This is a genomic window from Nonomuraea sp. IBHARD001, assembly GCF_056106265.1.
In genome coordinates this window covers 68,007-83,725 of the sequence record NZ_JBWBBW010000001.1, presented here as the reverse complement: position 1 = coordinate 83,725, position 15,719 = coordinate 68,007, and the positions used below count along the sequence as shown (strand labels likewise).

General features: G+C 69.3%; 15 protein-coding genes. 10 read left to right on the top strand and 5 right to left on the bottom strand.

The annotated features are described in order from the left end of the window. Positions 1-623: 623 nt before the first annotated feature. On the top strand, positions 624-1,631 hold the full coding sequence (locus tag ACTWNK_RS00290; protein ID WP_474301444.1) for an NAD-dependent epimerase/dehydratase family protein: 1,008 nt from the start codon (positions 624-626) through the stop codon (positions 1,629-1,631). Here ACTWNK_RS00290 and ACTWNK_RS00285 read toward each other — a convergent pair. Next, the gene (locus ACTWNK_RS00285; protein WP_474301443.1) at positions 1,628-3,016 is read right to left on the bottom strand and encodes a hypothetical protein; all 1,389 of its coding nucleotides are present in this window, start codon (positions 3,014-3,016) and stop codon (positions 1,628-1,630) included. The genes ACTWNK_RS00290 and ACTWNK_RS00285 overlap by 4 nt on opposite strands. Before the next feature lie 228 nt (positions 3,017-3,244). Here ACTWNK_RS00285 and ACTWNK_RS00280 point away from each other — a divergent pair, with 228 nt between their 5' ends. The 5 genes from ACTWNK_RS00280 (at position 3,245) to ACTWNK_RS00260 (ending at position 7,755) form a co-directional block, all read left to right on the top strand. Beyond that, positions 3,245-4,132, top strand: a complete 888-nt coding sequence (locus ACTWNK_RS00280) for an SAM-dependent methyltransferase (RefSeq protein WP_474301442.1) — start codon at positions 3,245-3,247, stop codon at positions 4,130-4,132. After that, a complete protein-coding gene (locus ACTWNK_RS00275) occupies positions 4,129-4,542 on the top strand; it encodes a hypothetical protein (protein ID WP_474301441.1) in 414 nt (137 codons plus the stop codon). Before ACTWNK_RS00280 ends, ACTWNK_RS00275 begins: the two co-directional genes overlap by 4 nt. A gap of 275 nt (positions 4,543-4,817) precedes the next feature. Next, positions 4,818-5,309 carry a glycine-rich domain-containing protein gene (locus ACTWNK_RS00270; protein WP_474301440.1) on the top strand — a complete coding sequence of 164 codons (492 nt, stop codon included), beginning with the start codon at positions 4,818-4,820 and terminating at the stop codon, positions 5,307-5,309. 2 nt (positions 5,310-5,311) lie between these two features. Then, on the top strand, positions 5,312-6,202 hold the full coding sequence (locus ACTWNK_RS00265; RefSeq protein WP_474301439.1) for a phosphotransferase family protein: 891 nt from the start codon (positions 5,312-5,314) through the stop codon (positions 6,200-6,202). 449 nt (positions 6,203-6,651) lie between these two features. Continuing rightward, positions 6,652-7,755, top strand: coding sequence for a methyltransferase (locus tag ACTWNK_RS00260; protein WP_474301438.1), 1,104 nt, complete (start codon positions 6,652-6,654; stop codon positions 7,753-7,755). A 428-nt stretch (positions 7,756-8,183) separates the two neighbouring features. Here ACTWNK_RS00260 and ACTWNK_RS00255 read toward each other — a convergent pair whose 3' ends face one another. Both ACTWNK_RS00255 and ACTWNK_RS00250 read right to left on the bottom strand, forming a co-directional pair. Then, positions 8,184-8,561, bottom strand: coding sequence for an ArsR/SmtB family transcription factor (locus tag ACTWNK_RS00255; protein WP_474301437.1), 378 nt, complete (start codon positions 8,559-8,561; stop codon positions 8,184-8,186). A gap of 48 nt (positions 8,562-8,609) precedes the next feature. Beyond that, on the bottom strand, positions 8,610-8,816 hold the full coding sequence (locus ACTWNK_RS00250) for a hypothetical protein (RefSeq protein ID WP_474301436.1): 207 nt from the start codon (positions 8,814-8,816) through the stop codon (positions 8,610-8,612). A gap of 352 nt (positions 8,817-9,168) precedes the next feature. Between ACTWNK_RS00250 and ACTWNK_RS00245 the strand changes: the two genes are divergently transcribed. Genes ACTWNK_RS00245 through ACTWNK_RS00235 form a run of 3 tightly spaced genes read left to right on the top strand, consistent with a single transcriptional unit; the run spans position 9,169 to position 10,775 of the window. Then, positions 9,169-9,387: a hypothetical protein gene (locus tag ACTWNK_RS00245; protein WP_474301435.1), complete on the top strand. Its 219-nt coding sequence runs from the start codon at positions 9,169-9,171 to the stop codon at positions 9,385-9,387. 17 nt (positions 9,388-9,404) lie between these two features. After that, a complete protein-coding gene (locus ACTWNK_RS00240) occupies positions 9,405-10,166 on the top strand; it encodes a hypothetical protein (protein ID WP_474301434.1) in 762 nt (253 codons plus the stop codon). Positions 10,167-10,211: 45 nt separating this feature from the next. Further along, the gene (locus tag ACTWNK_RS00235) at positions 10,212-10,775 is read left to right on the top strand and encodes a hypothetical protein (RefSeq protein ID WP_474301433.1); all 564 of its coding nucleotides are present in this window, start codon (positions 10,212-10,214) and stop codon (positions 10,773-10,775) included. Between the two features lie 777 nt (positions 10,776-11,552). Here ACTWNK_RS00235 and ACTWNK_RS00230 read toward each other — a convergent pair. Both ACTWNK_RS00230 and ACTWNK_RS00225 read right to left on the bottom strand, forming a co-directional pair. After that, a complete protein-coding gene (locus ACTWNK_RS00230; RefSeq protein ID WP_474301432.1) occupies positions 11,553-11,882 on the bottom strand; it encodes a hypothetical protein in 330 nt (109 codons plus the stop codon). A 39-nt stretch (positions 11,883-11,921) separates the two neighbouring features. Beyond that, entirely contained in the window at positions 11,922-12,560 is a 639-nt protein-coding gene (locus ACTWNK_RS00225) for an HNH endonuclease family protein (protein ID WP_474301431.1), read from the bottom strand. A 529-nt stretch (positions 12,561-13,089) separates the two neighbouring features. Here ACTWNK_RS00225 and ACTWNK_RS00220 point away from each other — a divergent pair. Further along, positions 13,090-15,708, top strand: a complete 2,619-nt coding sequence (locus ACTWNK_RS00220) for a tetratricopeptide repeat protein (protein ID WP_474301430.1) — start codon at positions 13,090-13,092, stop codon at positions 15,706-15,708. Positions 15,709-15,719 lie beyond the last annotated feature (11 nt).

Genomic DNA, 15,719 nt, shown 5'->3' with positions numbered 1-15,719 from the left:
CTTTCCGACCCCACGTAGCAGCGAGATCCGGACTCTTCGTCCGCATATTGCAAAAGTCAGTACCGATAAGGCGGATGGCGGCTGGTCGAGGAAGGTCCAGGCAACACGGGTCCCTGTGAAGGCAAACGTTGGGAATGAGTGCCGGAGCCATACCCCAGGATGAATTCGACTCGAGAACACGCGGTCGGTCGCCCTGAAGCTTCCGAGTACCGGGAGGCGCTCTCGCATCCGCGATGCGCGCGGGAACCCAGCATGAGGTCGACTAGTGAGCGTCGTTTCGGACCCGAACGCGTTCGGCTGTACCTGGTTGAACGCGTTGACTCGAATGCCGACAAGAGGGGCTAACTAGGGGCACCCTGTTCAGGCTTAAGACACCCTCCAACAAAGGACTGTCAACAGCCACGCCAAGAGCGACCCCGTGCGGGCAGTACTCGCCACACCTTCGAGACCTAGGCGACACCGCGTTCGCCATGGTCCCGCACCTCCAAGCGCGCCGATCTGCGGCCTGGTCCTCTACCTGCGCTCGTAGTGAGCTCCGGGCAGTACACAGCGGTGAGGGCCCGCAGTTGGCAATCGATGGTCAAAGCTCGCACGGCGTGGTGCCCTGGGCGATGATCAGCAGCATGCGACTGCTCATCATGGGAGGCGGCTGGTTCCTCGGCCGCGAGATTGCCGTGCAGGCCTTGGCCCGAGGTTTCGATGTCTCCACATTCACTCGGGGGCTGTCCGGCAGTGACGTGCCCGGCGTCGAGGCGCTGCGGGGCGACCGCTCCAGCCTTGGCGACCTGGCGGCTCTTGCTGCACGAGGCCCGTGGGATGCCGTGATCGACACCAGTGGCATGACATCGGCGCATGTCCAGGCGGCCACGCAGGCACTCGCCGACGCCGTAGGCCAGTACGTGTACGTCAGCACAGTCAACGTCTACCGGGGGTGGCCAATCTCCCCACTGGCCGACGAATCGCCACTGCGCTCCTACACCGAGCAAGCTCCCAAGGGCGAGACGCCGAGCGACGCCTACGGCAGGGAAAAGGTGGGGTGCGAGCTGGCCGTCACCAAAGCATTCTCTCAGCGAGGAGTACTGCTGCGCCCCGGCGTGATCGTTGGCCCACATGAGTACGTCGGCCGTCTGCCCTGGTGGCTGCGCCGTGCCGCCGCCGGAGGGCGCATTCTGGCTCCGGGCTCGCCGAGCTGGCCCATCCAACCGGTGGACGTGCGCGACCTGGCCTCATTTGCTATCTCGGCAGCCGAGCAACCGCTGAGCGGCTCCTACAACATCACCGCGCCGATCGGGCATAGCACCTTCGGCGACCTCCTGGCCGAATGCGTCCGTGTAACGGGAAGCGACGCCACCTTGGAGTGGGTGGATGACGACTTTCTCCTGCAGCAGGGGGTGACGATGTGGACCGAGCTACCGCTATGGCGGGCCTACCGCGGCACCTGGCACATCGAGTCCGAGCGTGCCCGTTCCGCAGGGCTGGTGTGCAGGCCGCTCAGCGAGACAGTGGCGGACACGTGGGCGTGGCTGTCGGAGGGCGGCACTCCGGTGGCCAGTGACCGCGCCGCCGAGCTCGGTATCTCCCTCGAGCGTGAGGCTGCGGTGCTGGACGCCTGGAACCGGCGCCCGCACTAGGCACCAGACGGCAGTGCCCGCACCGTTGACGATCCCGCGAAAGACAACAGCGTCTCGGTGATCTGCCTACTGGTTCTGCCGACCTGGCTGGTGCGGGTGAGCAGAGCATGTATCGCGTGCAGCCGGTAGAGCACCGGGTGGGTGCGCATGTCTGGCGGCAGTAGAAGAGCTGGCTCGAGCGCGGTGAGCGCTCCGGCCATGTCGCCCAGCAGGATGAGTGCGCTGGTCCGGTCGATGTGGATCGTGGCGGCGGTAATCGGCGACTGCGCCTGTGCGGGGACGCACCGCATGAGGCGCAGAGCCTGCTCAGTGTGAGTGAGTACCTGCCCGGTCAGTCGGCGCTTGGTGTCCTGATCGAGATCAGGGTCGCGCAGGTGCAGGACGTGGACCAAGGCCGATGACGCACAACGCTCTTCGCGCACCAAGTCCCAGTCGAACGCCCCGCCGATCTGGGCCAGGTCGTCGTCGTGGACGTGAGTGGCGCGTGCTTCCTTAGCCAGTCTGATCCGGGTGAGGGTCTGCGGGATGTCACCGAGGTAGGAGCTGGCTCGGGCACCGATGCTGTGCAAGCGCGCCGCGGCTATGCCTTGGGCCTTGTGCCGTTCGGCCTTGTGGATGGCGTTGACGGCATCGATCGGCTGACCGGCCCAATAGGCGCTGATGGCCATCATGCCGCGCGCCCACACCTGCAGCGGGACGTGACCGATGGTATCGGCGTGGGCCCACGCGGCCCGCGCGTGCTCGACGGCGTGCCTGCCCTGGCCCAGGTCGTTGGCGGCCTCAGCAAGCAGGATGGAGGTAACCCCGGCCAGGAATCGCAAGGTGGTGAGCTGGGCAGGCTGGCGTGTCTGGCCGAGCAACTCGTTGACCTCGCTTCGCACCGCCATGATCTGCGGAAACATGATCATGGGCGGGGAAGCGAGATAGGTCCGAGCCAGCCGTACAACCTCCTCCTCAAGACGTTCCATCGTGACCGGGCCCACCAGGTGCTCGGCGTCGGACGAGGTCGTCCTGGACTCGTCCGCAGCAGCCACCATCATCTCGATCAAGGTCATCTCGCCCGGCGGTGAAGACGAGGATTCGGAAGCCTCATGCAGGAAACGACCAACGTCGATTGCCTCGCCGCCGTCATCCGTCCCAGCCTCAGGAGCGGGCTGAAAGAGCTCAACTGCGGGTCGGCCGAAGATGCGGGCCAAAACCTCGCACGCCTTCGGATGCGGCAAGCCCTTCAGCTCACCTGACAACCACCGCGACCATTGGCGGACGCTGACCTCCAGCGTGTGGTGGCCCGCTTCCCTGGCAGCCACACGGAACACTGATACGAACCGGTAGTGCGGGAGCAGTTCACGCGCACGTGCCTCCCGACGTAAGACCGTCTCCGCCATCGTCAGCCCTCCCGGTCGGACTCGTCTCCAGCAGAGTAGGACGGCACGCCTCACTTTGGGCTGCCCGTGCGGCATTCGCGCTGTATGTCCTGCAGATGTCCGCGAAACGGCGCCGAAACGACCGAGACGGCCCACGCACGGCATGGAGACGTCAGCGCCTGCGGCGGAAAGCTCAGATCAGCAGCGCCGACAGCGTGCAAGCCGCCCGTTTCCGGAGGACATCCCGCCATGAACATCAGCTCTTCCGGCTTCGGAAGTCCCGCGGCGCCTCCCGCCCCCGGCGACCTGCCACCTTCCGTGGACACCAGCGCCCCGAACGTCGCCCGTATCTACGACTACTTTCTCGGCGGCAAGGACAACCTCGCATCTGACCGCAAGGCGGCCGAGCGGATCCAGGCAGCAGCCGGAAAGGTGTCGATCGCGAGGGCAGTGAGAAACAACCGCGAGTTTCTCGGCCGGGCGGTGACAGCGCTTGCCGAGGACGGCTTCGACCAGTACCTCGACCTCGGATCCGGGCTCCCGACGATGAACAACGTGCACCAGGTGGCCCAGGCGATCACCCCTGACGCCAGGGTGGTCTACGTCGACCACGACCCCATCGTGTGCGTACACGGGCGTGCCCTGCTGGCCGACCGGAACACCACCATGGTGGACGCCGACATCCGCGACATCGCCAGCCTGCTGAACTCTCGCGACGTCGGAAGGCTGATCGACTTCGGCCGGCCGGTCGTGGTGCTGGTCGTGGCGTTGCTGCACTTCGTGGCCGACAGCCCCGCCGAGCGCAGCCCGGCCGCGATCGTGAACACCTTGACCGAGGTCCTCTCTCCGGGCAGCAAGATCGTCATCAGTCATGCCGCGCTCACCGGCGAGCACAAACAAAAGCGGCGACTGACAGCTGCAGCGCATGAATACAGCAGTGCCAACGAGCAGCTACACCTGCGCACCCCCGACCAGGTGCGTGCGCTGTTTGGCCCGCGCTGGTCCTGCGACAGCCCCGGCCTGGTCCCGGTTCACGCCTGGCGCCCCAAGGAGCCGGACGACATCGCCCTCTTTGAGACCACGGCCTACTTCGTGGGCGGCGTGCTCACTCTGCTGCCGCAGGAGACATCCGCGTGAACCCGTTGTCGGAGGCGGCGCTGACCGCCCGGCTGCGGCTCCCCGCAGCAGTCGACCCCGCCGCAGCCCCTCCGCCGTCACCGCCCGAGCGGACGCGCACACCACCTCTTGCCCTGCCCAGGAACGCCTTGCAGCCCCTGATCGCCGGAGAGCAGCTCACCATCACATACGGGCATCCGGACGGGTCGAGCTGTGAGCTCGGAAGGTGGCCGAACCAGACCATCGTCACCATCCATCACCGCGACGGGCGCAACCTGTTGGCCGCAACCTTCGACACTCACCCACCCGGCGCGCTGGAGGCATGGCTGAGCGCCAAGCACCAACAGCTCCTGGCCGCCGGATGGCGAAACCCCGTGGTCAAGAAGGTCGACGCCCCCGCCTCCAGGCCACGCCACCCCCGCGTGTGGTGAGCGCTGTGGCACACCCCGCCTTACGCACCGTGTGCCGCCCGCGCACCCGCGCCTGCTGCTCGGCCGGTCGGGAACGGCCGAGCACGCCTGCGGGCGAGAGCGGCCCCCACACCCGCAGCCGGTCTCGCCCGCAGCACAAAACCCCGCGGCCTGGAGGCGGAGGGCGTCAGCATCTCTCGCACAGGCAAGAGGTGAGCACGCCGGACGCCACTCCCCTCCAGGCCGCGGCACGCACCACGACCAGCATCACGCCCAGCACGCAGGAAAGGTGACTCATGAGCGTCGAGCACAGCCTGATGGCACCACCCCACGCACACCCACGATCGCTGATCTCATCCGAGCTCTACGACCAGCTCATCTATGAGGTCGCATCCGGCCACGAGGTCAGCGCCGACATAGCGACACTCATCATCGAGCAGATGCTGGGATTCCTGGACCTGTCGGCTCGCGACCCCGGCCGACGCCACACCCCGTCGGAGCAGGTGGACTGGGGGTGGCATGCCTTCATCCTGCACACCCACGACTACGCCGTGTTCTGCGAGCGGCTCGCCGGACACTTCATCCACCACCTGCCGGACCCGCTCGCACCCCCGGGCGAGGGTGAGGAGGACGCTGAGCAGGCTGCGACGATGGCCGAGCGGATCGGCGCCACCGTGCAGGCCATGCGCCAGGCCGGTATCGTCGTCGACCCCCGGGTGTGGACGGCACCGGCCCAGTGCTCGCAGTGCTATGCAGGATGCGCCGACGACCCGCAGACAGAGGCCTGATCATGACCCGTCTCCACTGGGACGACCTCCCGACCGCTGTCCGCGACGCCCTGCAGGAGCACACCGGCGTCGTGATGTCAGCCGCCAGCGCCGCAGACGGCCTCATTCCAGGCGCCGCCCTCCATCTCAGCCTGCCCTACGGCGGCAAGGCCTTCCTCAAGGCCGTCGAGCTCAGCAGCCCGGCCGCGCCGCTGTATGTGCGCGAGCGCTGGGCGGGCACGATCATGCCCGAGGCGGTGCCCACCCCGGTCATGCACTGGAGCGCCGAGGTCGACGGATGGCTGCTCATGCTGTTCACCCACATGGATGGGCGCCCGGCCGACCTCACCCCGGCCTCCGCGGACCTGGTCGCCGTCCTCGACCTGGTCGCCGATCTCGGCGAAAGGCTCACCCCCTGCCCGGCCGAGGAGGGGCCGCCGGTCGCCGACCAGATCGAGCGCCTTCTCCTCAAAGGCAGGCATCTGCTCGACAGCAGCACAGCTGTGCTGCCTCAGCGCGCACTGTATGCCGAGGCGATCGACGGGTTCGCCGCTGCGTCCATCGCGGGCAGCACGCTGCTCCACTACGACCTGCACCCCGGCAACATTCTGCTGTCCGGCGGCCTGGCTCGCGTCCTGGATTGGGGGTTCGCCTCAGTGGGTCCCGCGTGGGTCGACGCGGCCGTGCTCGGCCCCCGACTGATCGAGGCAGGCCACACACCGGAGCAGGTGGAAAAGCTGCTGCTGGCGCTGCCGGCCTGGTCGTCTGCGCCGCACGAGCAGGTGAACGCCCTGATCGCGGCGTGGACCATGTTCCGCCGCTACAAGGCCGTGCACGGCCCCGAAGCCGGACGCGCCGCCCGCACCCGCGCGGCCGCCGCCGGGCACGCCTGGCTGGGCTACCGGCTCAGGTAGGCCCCAGCTCCGGCCTCGCCCGCCTGGTGCGGCCCAGCAGCAGCACTGAAGCGGGCGAACCCCCGGCTGCAACAGCTGGAGCCGAAGGCGCGGGCTCAACCGGCAGCCGGGCCTCGCGTACGGCACAGCACGCAGCTGCGATTCGGGGGCGCGGCGGCGGGCTGAATCGCTGGGAGGCGGCCGCGAGGGGTCGCCGGCCGCCCACCAGCCTCGCGCGCCCCTGGCTGTCGGTGGCAAGGGCTGGGGCGCGCCCCTCTTCTTCATTCCTGCCTTCATCCCTTCCTGGAGCACGCCCTGAGATGCCTACCCTCCCCAGCGCCGGGCTGCAGAGCGGCCAGCACGGCCGCCTGCCGCATGGCCTCACCCTGATGACAGCGCAAGGCGGTGCCGCGATGATCCCCTCCGCAACACCCCCCGGACGCCGTCGCCCAGCCAGCGTTCCCTCCAGCGTGAGCGAAACCCCCTGGCACACCTGGCCGGAGCTCAAACTCACCCCCGCTGGCGCGCCTGAGGAGAGGTCAGCCGCCGCCCACGTGCAGTTGCTCATCGACATCCCGGCCCTGCTCGGGGCCTGCATGGCCGTGATCGAGTTGCGACTGCTGCAGCACCTGGCCTCGGGCCCGCTCACCCTCACCGAACTGGCCGAACGCGCCAAGCCCGCCCCGAGCGGAGCCGCCCTGGACGCCCGACTGCTCGAGCAGGTCCTGCACCTGGCCGCAGCCTTCGGCATTATCGGCCGCAGCCGGGGCCGCTACCACCTGCCCCGCCACGAGGATCCAGTCACATCCTTGGCCGCCTCATTCTGGATCGCCTTCCATCTGAAAGGCAGCCCGCTCGGGTTTTGCCGCTCCCACCGGCACGGCCCCAGCATCGCCGCAGGCTACCCCGGCGCTGCCGCCCTCCACGCCCAGGTCGCCGCTCCCTCCCTCACCGGGCGCTCGGCTCTGCCGCGCCACCACCTACCGGCACCGGACCCCGCGCGGCGACGCCTGATCGACGCCGCTCTGGCCGAAGGCGACTACACCGGCGTCACCACCGTGGCCGACATCGGGGGCACCACCGCCCACACCCTCGCCGCGATCCTGAGGCGCCACGCGCACCTGCGCGGGGTGCTGGTGGAGGAACCTCATCTTGCCGCTGCCGCACACAGCTATCTGCACGCCAGCGGTCTGGCAGAGCGCGCGAGCGCCGTGGCGGCAACACACCAGATCCCGGCCGACGCCGACCTGTTCCTGCTCACCCCCGCCTCGCACACCGGCATCGACGCCGCCCTTGTGCTACCGGCCCTGGTCGCGGCGATGAACAAGCACGCCCGGCTGTGGATCGTGGACACCCTCCTGCCCAGCGCCCCGCACAGCGACGCCGACCTCGCCCTCATCGCCGACGCCCGCCTGCGCACCCTCGTGCATGGCAGCCCAGCCCGCACCCGACCAGACTGGGAGCACCTGCTGGCGCAGGCGGGCCTTCACCTCACCGATGCCACCCGCATCCCAGGGCACCTCAGCCTGATCCAGGCCAAGCTCGCCACGACAACCGGCGATCATCCGGGCTGAGTCGTCACCACTGCCCGGCCAAGGTCAACCTGAAAGCAACATGCACCCCGGCCTGAAATCAGCGGCCAGCCCGCCACACCCCGTGCAGAGTTCACCCTCATGAAGGGGTGAGCGTGCAGGCGTTGCCCGTGATCGTCGGCAACTCCTGCGCCATCCGCATCTCGGTCATCAGCACCGAAGCAAGCCACCAGCCAGATCACCGCGGCCTTCGTTCCCGCTGTTGGGAGTCCCGCCTCGCGTGAATCAAACGACGAAGGCCTAGGACGACTACATCTGAGCAAAAACGTTCGTTTTCGTATCGCCGCGGTCGACGTACAGCACGCCCGCCCGATGAGTGGTGGTGGCTGTGCGTCCATCTCCAGCGGCCGCTTGCGTCCTTGGTGCACCGGTATCTGCTACCGCTCCGATCAGCGGTCCAGGGGCCTGCTTTACCTGCGTGGCCTGCTGCTGGACGGCCTTCGCACATCGCGTGCAACGTGGTGCCCGCTTGGTTGTTGTGGGGTGGGGAGGTCGGCTGGTGGGCCGAGTGGGGGGTCGTTGGCCAGGTCGAACGCGGCGGCGAGGATGGTGAGGACCTGGGGCGTGGCCTGAGGTGCGAGTTCGTACTCGCCGCGCTTGCGTTGTGTGATCAGCCTGGCGCTCTGGAGTGCGCGCAGGTGGTGGTAGAGCTGGCCGCTCGTGCTCTGCTCGCCGTCTCCGGCAAGGGAGTCCTGGAGGTCGGTGCTGGTACGTCGGCCTTGTTGTACGAGTGCTGCGAGCAGCGCCAGGCGTGGCCGGCTGCCCAGGGTCTCCAGGATGGTGGCCACCGGTGTCCAATCGGCCGACAGCAATTCGGCGAGGGCATGCTGCCTGCCTCAGAGGCTCTCGCCGCCGGCCAGTCGGGCTGCTCCGGCGTAGCTCACGGTGCCGAGACTGTTGTCCTGCTTCGCCTGGCGGAGCATGCCGGTGGCTGCCGTGGTGAGGGGCGGCGCCTTCGGCGGGTGTGGTGGGGCTACGGTGTCAATTCGACTTTCCAGGTGGGCGATCCGGCGCTCGAACTCGGCGAGTTTGTCCTCGCTCATCGCATTCTCCTATGCTAGTCCGTAGCTACGGAATAGCGTAGATGCCTGGTGCGGGCATGACACCGTCCTTGGCAGGCGAGATGTCGGCAGGACTCGATGCAGCGGGGTGCACGCACGTGTTCGCCCGGGCTGACCGTCATCGGCTTTCACGGGGGGGCTGAAGCCGAGGGTGTAGCGATCAACGACAGCCCATGACGAGCGGGCAGGCCGGTTGCACAGCGGGGGCATGAGGCGTCCCGGCGAGCATGGCCCTGTTCCCCCTTGAGCCCGGTGCGGGCGGTGAGCGGTCGACGGCGATCGACGGGAACGTCACCGCCCCGTCGTCACCGGCGACGGCTCGGCTCTGATCAGTGTGAACGTCCGGGTGCGCCCTGCGGCTCCGCAGGCTCTGGCCGGGCTGCCCGCTGCTCCGGCGGGATCAACCGGCCGGGAGAAGGCGGTGCGCGAACTGGAGGTCTTCCTCGATCCGGCTAACCAGACCGGCGGCCGCCCGGACGGTGCTGGGCAAGCGGGGGCGGTGGTGTCCGCGGTGGCGGGGATGGGCGAGATCGGCCAGGCCGCCCTGGCCTAGTCGCCACCCACCATGCCATGGGCGAGGACCGCCTCAGGGGCGGAGTGTTCTTCGTCGACCTGCGCGACTACACGCCCGACGCCGACGGGCAGGTGAGCGCGGAGACGGCGGCCGGGCAGCTGCTGCGGGCGATGGGCGTGCACGGCGAGGACCTGCCCGTGGAGGCGGAGGAGGTGCCCGGGTTGTACCGGTCGGTCCTGGCCGACCCGGCGAAGGAGGGCAAGGGGTTTTGGCGGTGGCCGACAACGCCGCCGCCGTCACCCCAGGTGCAGGACCTGCTGCCCGCGCACCCCTGTCACCGGTTGCCGGCGACCTCCCGGCACACGCTGGCCTCGCTACCCGCCCGCCACCTCGACCTGACCGTCCTGCCACGCGCGGAGTCGATCGATCCGTTGCACACCGCGCTGCCCCTGCGCGCCCCCGCCAACCTGCGGGCGGCCGAACAACCGCAGGACGCGGATCGGGTGGCCGCCGTGTGCGGGGATCTGCCCCCGGCATTGCAGATCGCTGCGGCTCTGCGCGCCGCCGGACCGGGGCGGCCTTTGGCGGAGCTGGCCGAGAAGCTGGCAGCCGGAGAGCTGTTCGATCCCCTGTTCACGACCGCACGGGCCTCCTGTCGACCACAGGGGCAGCTCCTGAGCGGACGCGTGGCAGAAGTGCCGCATCCGGCGTCGGCACCATGCGCCTGCCACCGAACACGATTCAGCCAAAGGGAAGCAGCGCCCGGCAAGAAATCGATTAATAACGGCAGGAAAGCAGCTAGGGTTCTCTCGGATTGATTCATAGACTGAATGGGAGAGTGGACGACGAAAGGAGACGGGCACGTGAAGATTGCCAGCCATATCGCGATTTCGAATCGCCAAGGAGGAATAGTGCGCAAGATTATCACCGCCATCGTATTCACCGCTTTTCTCATGGCGGCACAGGGTCTTTCTGGCGCGCAGGCCTCGACGGGAAGCTTCTCGGACCCGCAACAGTACTGCCGGATCGTCCTCGACAAGCTAAAGCCGGGAGAGAAGGCCTCCCGCGTCCTGTCCCACACCTGCTCCAGCGAGAAGGAGAGCCTGCGAATCAACTCCGGCACCCTGTTGATGACCTGGTACGAAGACGCCCACTATCAGGGGCGCTCCACCTATGTGGAAGGCGCGTTCGGCCCGTGCGACAGCGAGGGCTACGCCATCACCGACACCGGATCCATCACCGACTTCCCGGTTGCGTACTGGTGGCGGCACGTCATCTCTTCTTTCAAAGTGTGGAGCAACTGTCTGCGAGGTGACCTGTACCGGTCAACCAATCTCGGCGAATACGGGAGGCCGTTTACCGGAGACAAGGCATATGTCGGCGACTACATGAATGACCGCATCCGCTCGCTCACGATCAGAGCGTAGTATTCCAGGGATACGCCGCCATCTTCGTTGCCAAGATAGAGCATTAACGGCCACCGCGTGATCATTCGGAGTCTGTGAAAACAGTCGAAGATCATGCGGTGGCCTCGGTCTTCAGTAACCTCTTTCATCCTCAGGTGGTCTCGTATTTCGCAGGACGGCGGTGGCCTTGCGGAGGTGTTCGGCTTAATGGGCAGCAGCGCGGTTTGCGAGGATGCGCCAGGTCGTGAGCTGGGCATTGGCTCGTTCGCCGGGTTTCGCATAGGCGGGCGTTGGAGCGGTTGGGCTGCTTCTGGAAGGGCGACTTGTTGCCCTGGTACGGGGTCGCGATGTTACTTTCGGTGCCCTGGTGCCCTGGTGCGCTTTGCCGCCAAGCTGAGCAACCCGGCTCTGTCCAGGGCTCGCAGGATGCCCCGGCTGCAGGCGGCGGGTTGTCGCGCACCAGCTGCGGTACGAACACCTGCCCAGCAGCATCGCCGGATGCTCGCTACCTTCGACCGACCGCCCACCCCCGCGCGGCACCGGGCGCCTTTGTGGCAAACCCGTGACCGCCACGCCCACAGCACGGCCAGACCAGGCGCTGGGTATCCACCGAGCACCGCACACCACGCCCCCGCTCCCCGCGGGCGCCGTAGTGGGGGCGGGTTCGTCGCCTTCGCGCCTGACCGGCGTGCCGTGACGCGCCGCAGGCCACCGCGGACAGCCAGGGGCGCTACCCGGCTCGCAGCCCGGTCGGCGGCGGGCGGCGCACGTCACAGGGGGTGCTTGGCGCCGGTGTGGTCAGGCGCGCTTCCATCTCCAGCGGCCGTTTGCGTACTTGGTGCACCGGTATCTGTTGCCGGTGCTCTTGGCGTAGCCGTACTTACGGTGCGCCGCCTGCGGGCAGTAGGCGCCGGGGGTGACGCATTTCCAGATGTTGCCCACCCGCCGGTAGCGGCAGGCCGCCTGCGCCTCGGCGACCGGGGCGCCGCCCTGGACCGCGCCGTCGACGGCGACGGCGGTGGCGGGGAGATGGGGAGGGTTGGTGGCGGCGAAGGCGGAGGGGGTGGCGGCGGGGGTGAGCAGGAGCGCCCCGGTCAGGGCGGCGGGCAGGAGCAGCTTCGTGATCACAGAAAGGGGGTCCTCACACACAGGGATGGAGATGGGGGGTTAGCAGGTGGCCAGCATCGTGTGCAGGGCATCGACCTCCGATCGTTGGGCGCTCAGTTCCCAGCGGTGCTTGACGCCCACCCACGCGCGCGCGTAGGTGCAGGTGAATGAGGCCAGTGGTGGCCGCCAGGCGGAGGGGTCCTTGGCGGCTTTGGCCAGGTTGACCTCATCGGTCACCGCCCACAGTTCGCCGTCGGTGAGGCTGTTGGCGAAGGCCTCGCGCCGCTGGGCGCTCCAGGCCCAGGCGCCGCTGCGCCAAGCCTCGGCCAAGGCCACCAGATGGTCGACGTCGAGGTGGTCCGGTGATGTCCACACCGCGCCGTCGTAGGGGCTGCGCCAGATCCCGGAGGTCGGAGCGCAGGAGGCGCCTGCGACCACGTCGACGCCGTCGCGGATCAGGACATGCTCGCGGGAGCTGCACTCCCCCTGTACCGGTGACCAGTGCGCGAACAACGCCCGGTCGTAGGTGGCGCCGTGTGTCTCGCCGGCCACCTTCAGCTCCGCGAGCTGGGCTGTGGCCTGCTGCGGGCCGGGCAGGCCGGGCGGCTCGCCCGCGGCCGGTGCGGCGGGGATGTTGAGCACGACGGCCGACAGCAGGGTGGCGGCCGCGCAGAGCGCGGCGGCCGGGGCTCGGCGCACAGCGGGCCTCCCGGCCCCCGGGCGTGGACCTCGGGCAGGAGAAGGGGGGCTCCTGATCAGGGGCGAGTCGCCGGGGACCACACCACCATCCCAGAGCAACCATGTGATTACACACGGTGATATCAGACAAGGTGTGTCACCCCGTTTTGGCGGATGAGCACCGTAACGCCGGCCGCCTCGTCCTGGAAACAGGGACACAAGCCACAAGCCGCCACCAGGCAAGCAGCCCGCCACAGGGGCGAGCGCGCGCTTGAGACGAAGGGCAGAGGCGGCCGGCATGCCACCGGCCGAGGTCCGCCACCGGTGGGGTAAGTGGAGCCGCCGCCGGGTCCGGGTCGGCGAGCTCGCCGAAGCCGGGCCGGAGCATCTGGCTCAGCGGATGAGCGCCGGGCTGGCCGCGACAACCCGGCCCGGGCGGGCGCACGCCCCCCGCGCCGCCGGGAGTCTGCCGTCACCGGGATCTCGCGGAGGCTGTAACAGATCGGCGACGGCTCGGGATGGGCGGGCGGGCTGGTTGCACAGTGGGGGCATGACGCTTCCCGGCGAGCACACCCCCGCCACGCCCGCGCAGGGTGTGAACGCCTCCGGTGAGGGGTCGGTGGCGGTGGGAGGGGATGTCGGCGGCACGGTCGTCATCGGTGATGGCGCGACCGTGATCAGCGCGACCGTTCAAATGCGGGCCGCAGCGCCGCGGGCTCTGGCCGGGCTGCCCGCCCCTCCCGCAGGGTTCACCGGCCGTGCGGGCGCGGCGGGCACGCTGGTGGCCTTCCTCGACCCGGCCCGCGACCTGGGTGGTGCCGGGGTGGGTTCGGGGGTGGTGGTGTCGGCGGTGGCGGGGATGGGCGGGATCGGCAAGACCGCCCTGGCCCTGGTCGCCGCCCACCACGCCATGGCGAAGGCGTGGTTTGCGGGCGGGGTGTTCTTCGTCGACCTGCGCGGCTACAGCACCGACGCGGGCGGGCAGGTGAGCGCGGGAGCCGCGGCCGGGCAGTTGCTGCGGGCGATGGGCGTGCACGGCGAAGACCTGCCTGCGGATCCGGAACAGGTGCTGGGGTTGTACCGGTCGACGCTGGCCGGCCTGGCGGGCGAGGGTAGGGGGGTGCTGGTGGTGGCCGACAACGCCGCCGCCATCGGCCAGGTGCATCCGCTGTTGCCCCCGCAAGCGTGTCATCGGTTGCTGGTGACATCCCGGCACACGCTGGCCTCGCTGCCCGCCCGCCACCTCGACCTGGCCGTCCTGCAGCGGGCGGAGTCGGTGGAGTTGCTGCACACCGCGCTGACCCTGCGCGACCCCGCCGACCTTCGGGCGGTCGAGCAGAAGTCAGGCGCCGATCGGGTGGCCGCCTTGTGCGGGGATCTGCCGCTGGCGTTGCAGATCGCCGCCGCCCTCCTCGGCGCCGAGCCCGGCAGGCCGCTGGCGGAGCTGGCCGGTGAGCTGGCTGCGGCCGGGGAGCGGCTGGACGTGCTGTCCCCGCCCGACGGCGCCGCCGGTGACGGCGGGGCGGGGGGAGGGGGGCCGTTGCCGGTGCGGGCGGTGCTGGAGCTGTCCTACCGCCACCTGCTCACCACCCGGCCGCACCTGGGCCGACTGCTGCGGCTGCTGGCCGCGGCCCCCGGCCCGGACATCGCCCTGCCCGCGGCGGCCGCCCTGGCCGGGCAGCAGAAGGGGCGGACACGGCGGGAACTGCGTGAGCTGGCGGTGGCCCATCTGATCACCGTCCCGGCGCCGGGCCGGTGGGGCATGCACGACCTCATCCGCGAGCACACCGCCGAGCACGCCCGCGCGCATGCCGGAGACGACGAGCAGTCCCAGGCTGTGGACCGGCTGCTGGAGCACTACCTGCACACCGCCGAAGCCGCCGACGCCCACCTGCGCGCCCTGCCCGGCCAACCCGTCCCCGTCCTGTTCGAAGGGCGGCAGCAGGCGCTGGCGTGGTTCGACGCCGAGCGCGCCAATCTCATCGCTGCCGTCGCCGGGGCCTCCGGCACCGGCCGCCACCGGGTGGCCGCGCTCCTGCCCGCCAGCCTCGTCATCTACCTGGACTGGCGGCGGCATCTGAACGATCTGCTGACCGTCGGCACCGCCGCCGTCGACGCCGCCCGCGAGCTCGGCGACCGCCGAGTCGAAGGCGCGACGCTCAACAACCTGGGCCTCGCCCTGCAGGAGGTGCGGCGCTTCGACGAAGCCGTCACCGCACACCAGCAGGCGGCCGGCATCTTCAGCGGGGCCGGCGACCGCCACAGCGAAGGCCAGACGTTGAACAACCTGGGCCTCGCCCTGCAGGAGGTGCGGCGCTTCGATGAGGCCATCACCGCACACCAGCAGGCGATCGGCATCTGCCGCGAGGTCGGTGACCGCCACGGCGAAGGCATGGCGCTCGGCAACCTCGGTCTCGCCTTGCGGCAGGTGCGGCGCTTCGATGAGGCCATCACCGCACACCAGCAGGCGGCCGACATCTACCACGAGGTCGGTGACCGCCACGGCGAAGGCATCGCGCTCAACAACCTCGGCACCGCCTTGCGGCAGGTGCGGCGCTTCGATGAGGCCATCACCGCACACCAGCAGGCGATCGGCATCTACCACGAGGTCGGTGACCGCCACGGCGAAGGCATCGCGCTCAACAACCTCGGCACCGCCCTGCGGCAGGTGCGGCGCTTCGATGAGGCCATCACCGCACACCAGCAGGCGATCGGCATCTACCACGAGGTCGGTGACCGCCACGGCGAAGGCATCGCGCTCAACAACCTCGGCACCGCCCTGCACGAGATGCAGCGCTTCGATGAGGCCATCAGCACGCACCGGCAGGCGGCCGACATCTGCCGCGAGGTCGGTGACCGCCACGGCGAAGGCATCGCGCTCAACAACCTCGGCACCGCCCTGCACGAGATGCAGCGCTTCAATGACGCCATCACCGCACACCAGCAGGCGACCGACATCTACCACGAGGTCGGCGACCACCGCAGCGAAGGGCAGGCGCTCAACAACCTCGGCACCGCCCTGCAGGAAGTGCGGCGCTTCGACGAAGCCGTCACCGCCTACCGGCAGGCGGAGGTCATTTTCGTCTCCTTCGACGACGACCACGCCCTGGGCATCGTCCGGGACAACCTCGCCGAAGTCCGCGCTCTGCGGGAAGAGCCAGGGTCTTGATCGGCGGGGTG

What these genes read in the sequence shown, in the direction of transcription:
- ACTWNK_RS00290 (WP_474301444.1), top strand. Translation starts at nt 624, where the DNA reads ATGCGACTGCTCATCATGGGAGGCGGCTGGTTCCTCGGCCGCGAGATT.
- ACTWNK_RS00285 (WP_474301443.1), bottom strand. Translation starts at nt 3,016, where the DNA reads ATGGCGGAGACGGTCTTACGTCGGGAGGCACGTGCGCGTGAACTGCTC.
- ACTWNK_RS00280 (WP_474301442.1), top strand. Translation starts at nt 3,245, where the DNA reads ATGAACATCAGCTCTTCCGGCTTCGGAAGTCCCGCGGCGCCTCCCGCC.
- ACTWNK_RS00270 (WP_474301440.1), top strand. Translation starts at nt 4,818, where the DNA reads ATGAGCGTCGAGCACAGCCTGATGGCACCACCCCACGCACACCCACGA.
- ACTWNK_RS00265 (WP_474301439.1), top strand. Translation starts at nt 5,312, where the DNA reads ATGACCCGTCTCCACTGGGACGACCTCCCGACCGCTGTCCGCGACGCC.
- ACTWNK_RS00250 (WP_474301436.1), bottom strand. Translation starts at nt 8,816, where the DNA reads ATGAGCGAGGACAAACTCGCCGAGTTCGAGCGCCGGATCGCCCACCTG.
- ACTWNK_RS00240 (WP_474301434.1), top strand. Translation starts at nt 9,405, where the DNA reads ATGGGCGAGGACCGCCTCAGGGGCGGAGTGTTCTTCGTCGACCTGCGC.
- ACTWNK_RS00220 (WP_474301430.1), top strand. Translation starts at nt 13,090, where the DNA reads ATGACGCTTCCCGGCGAGCACACCCCCGCCACGCCCGCGCAGGGTGTG.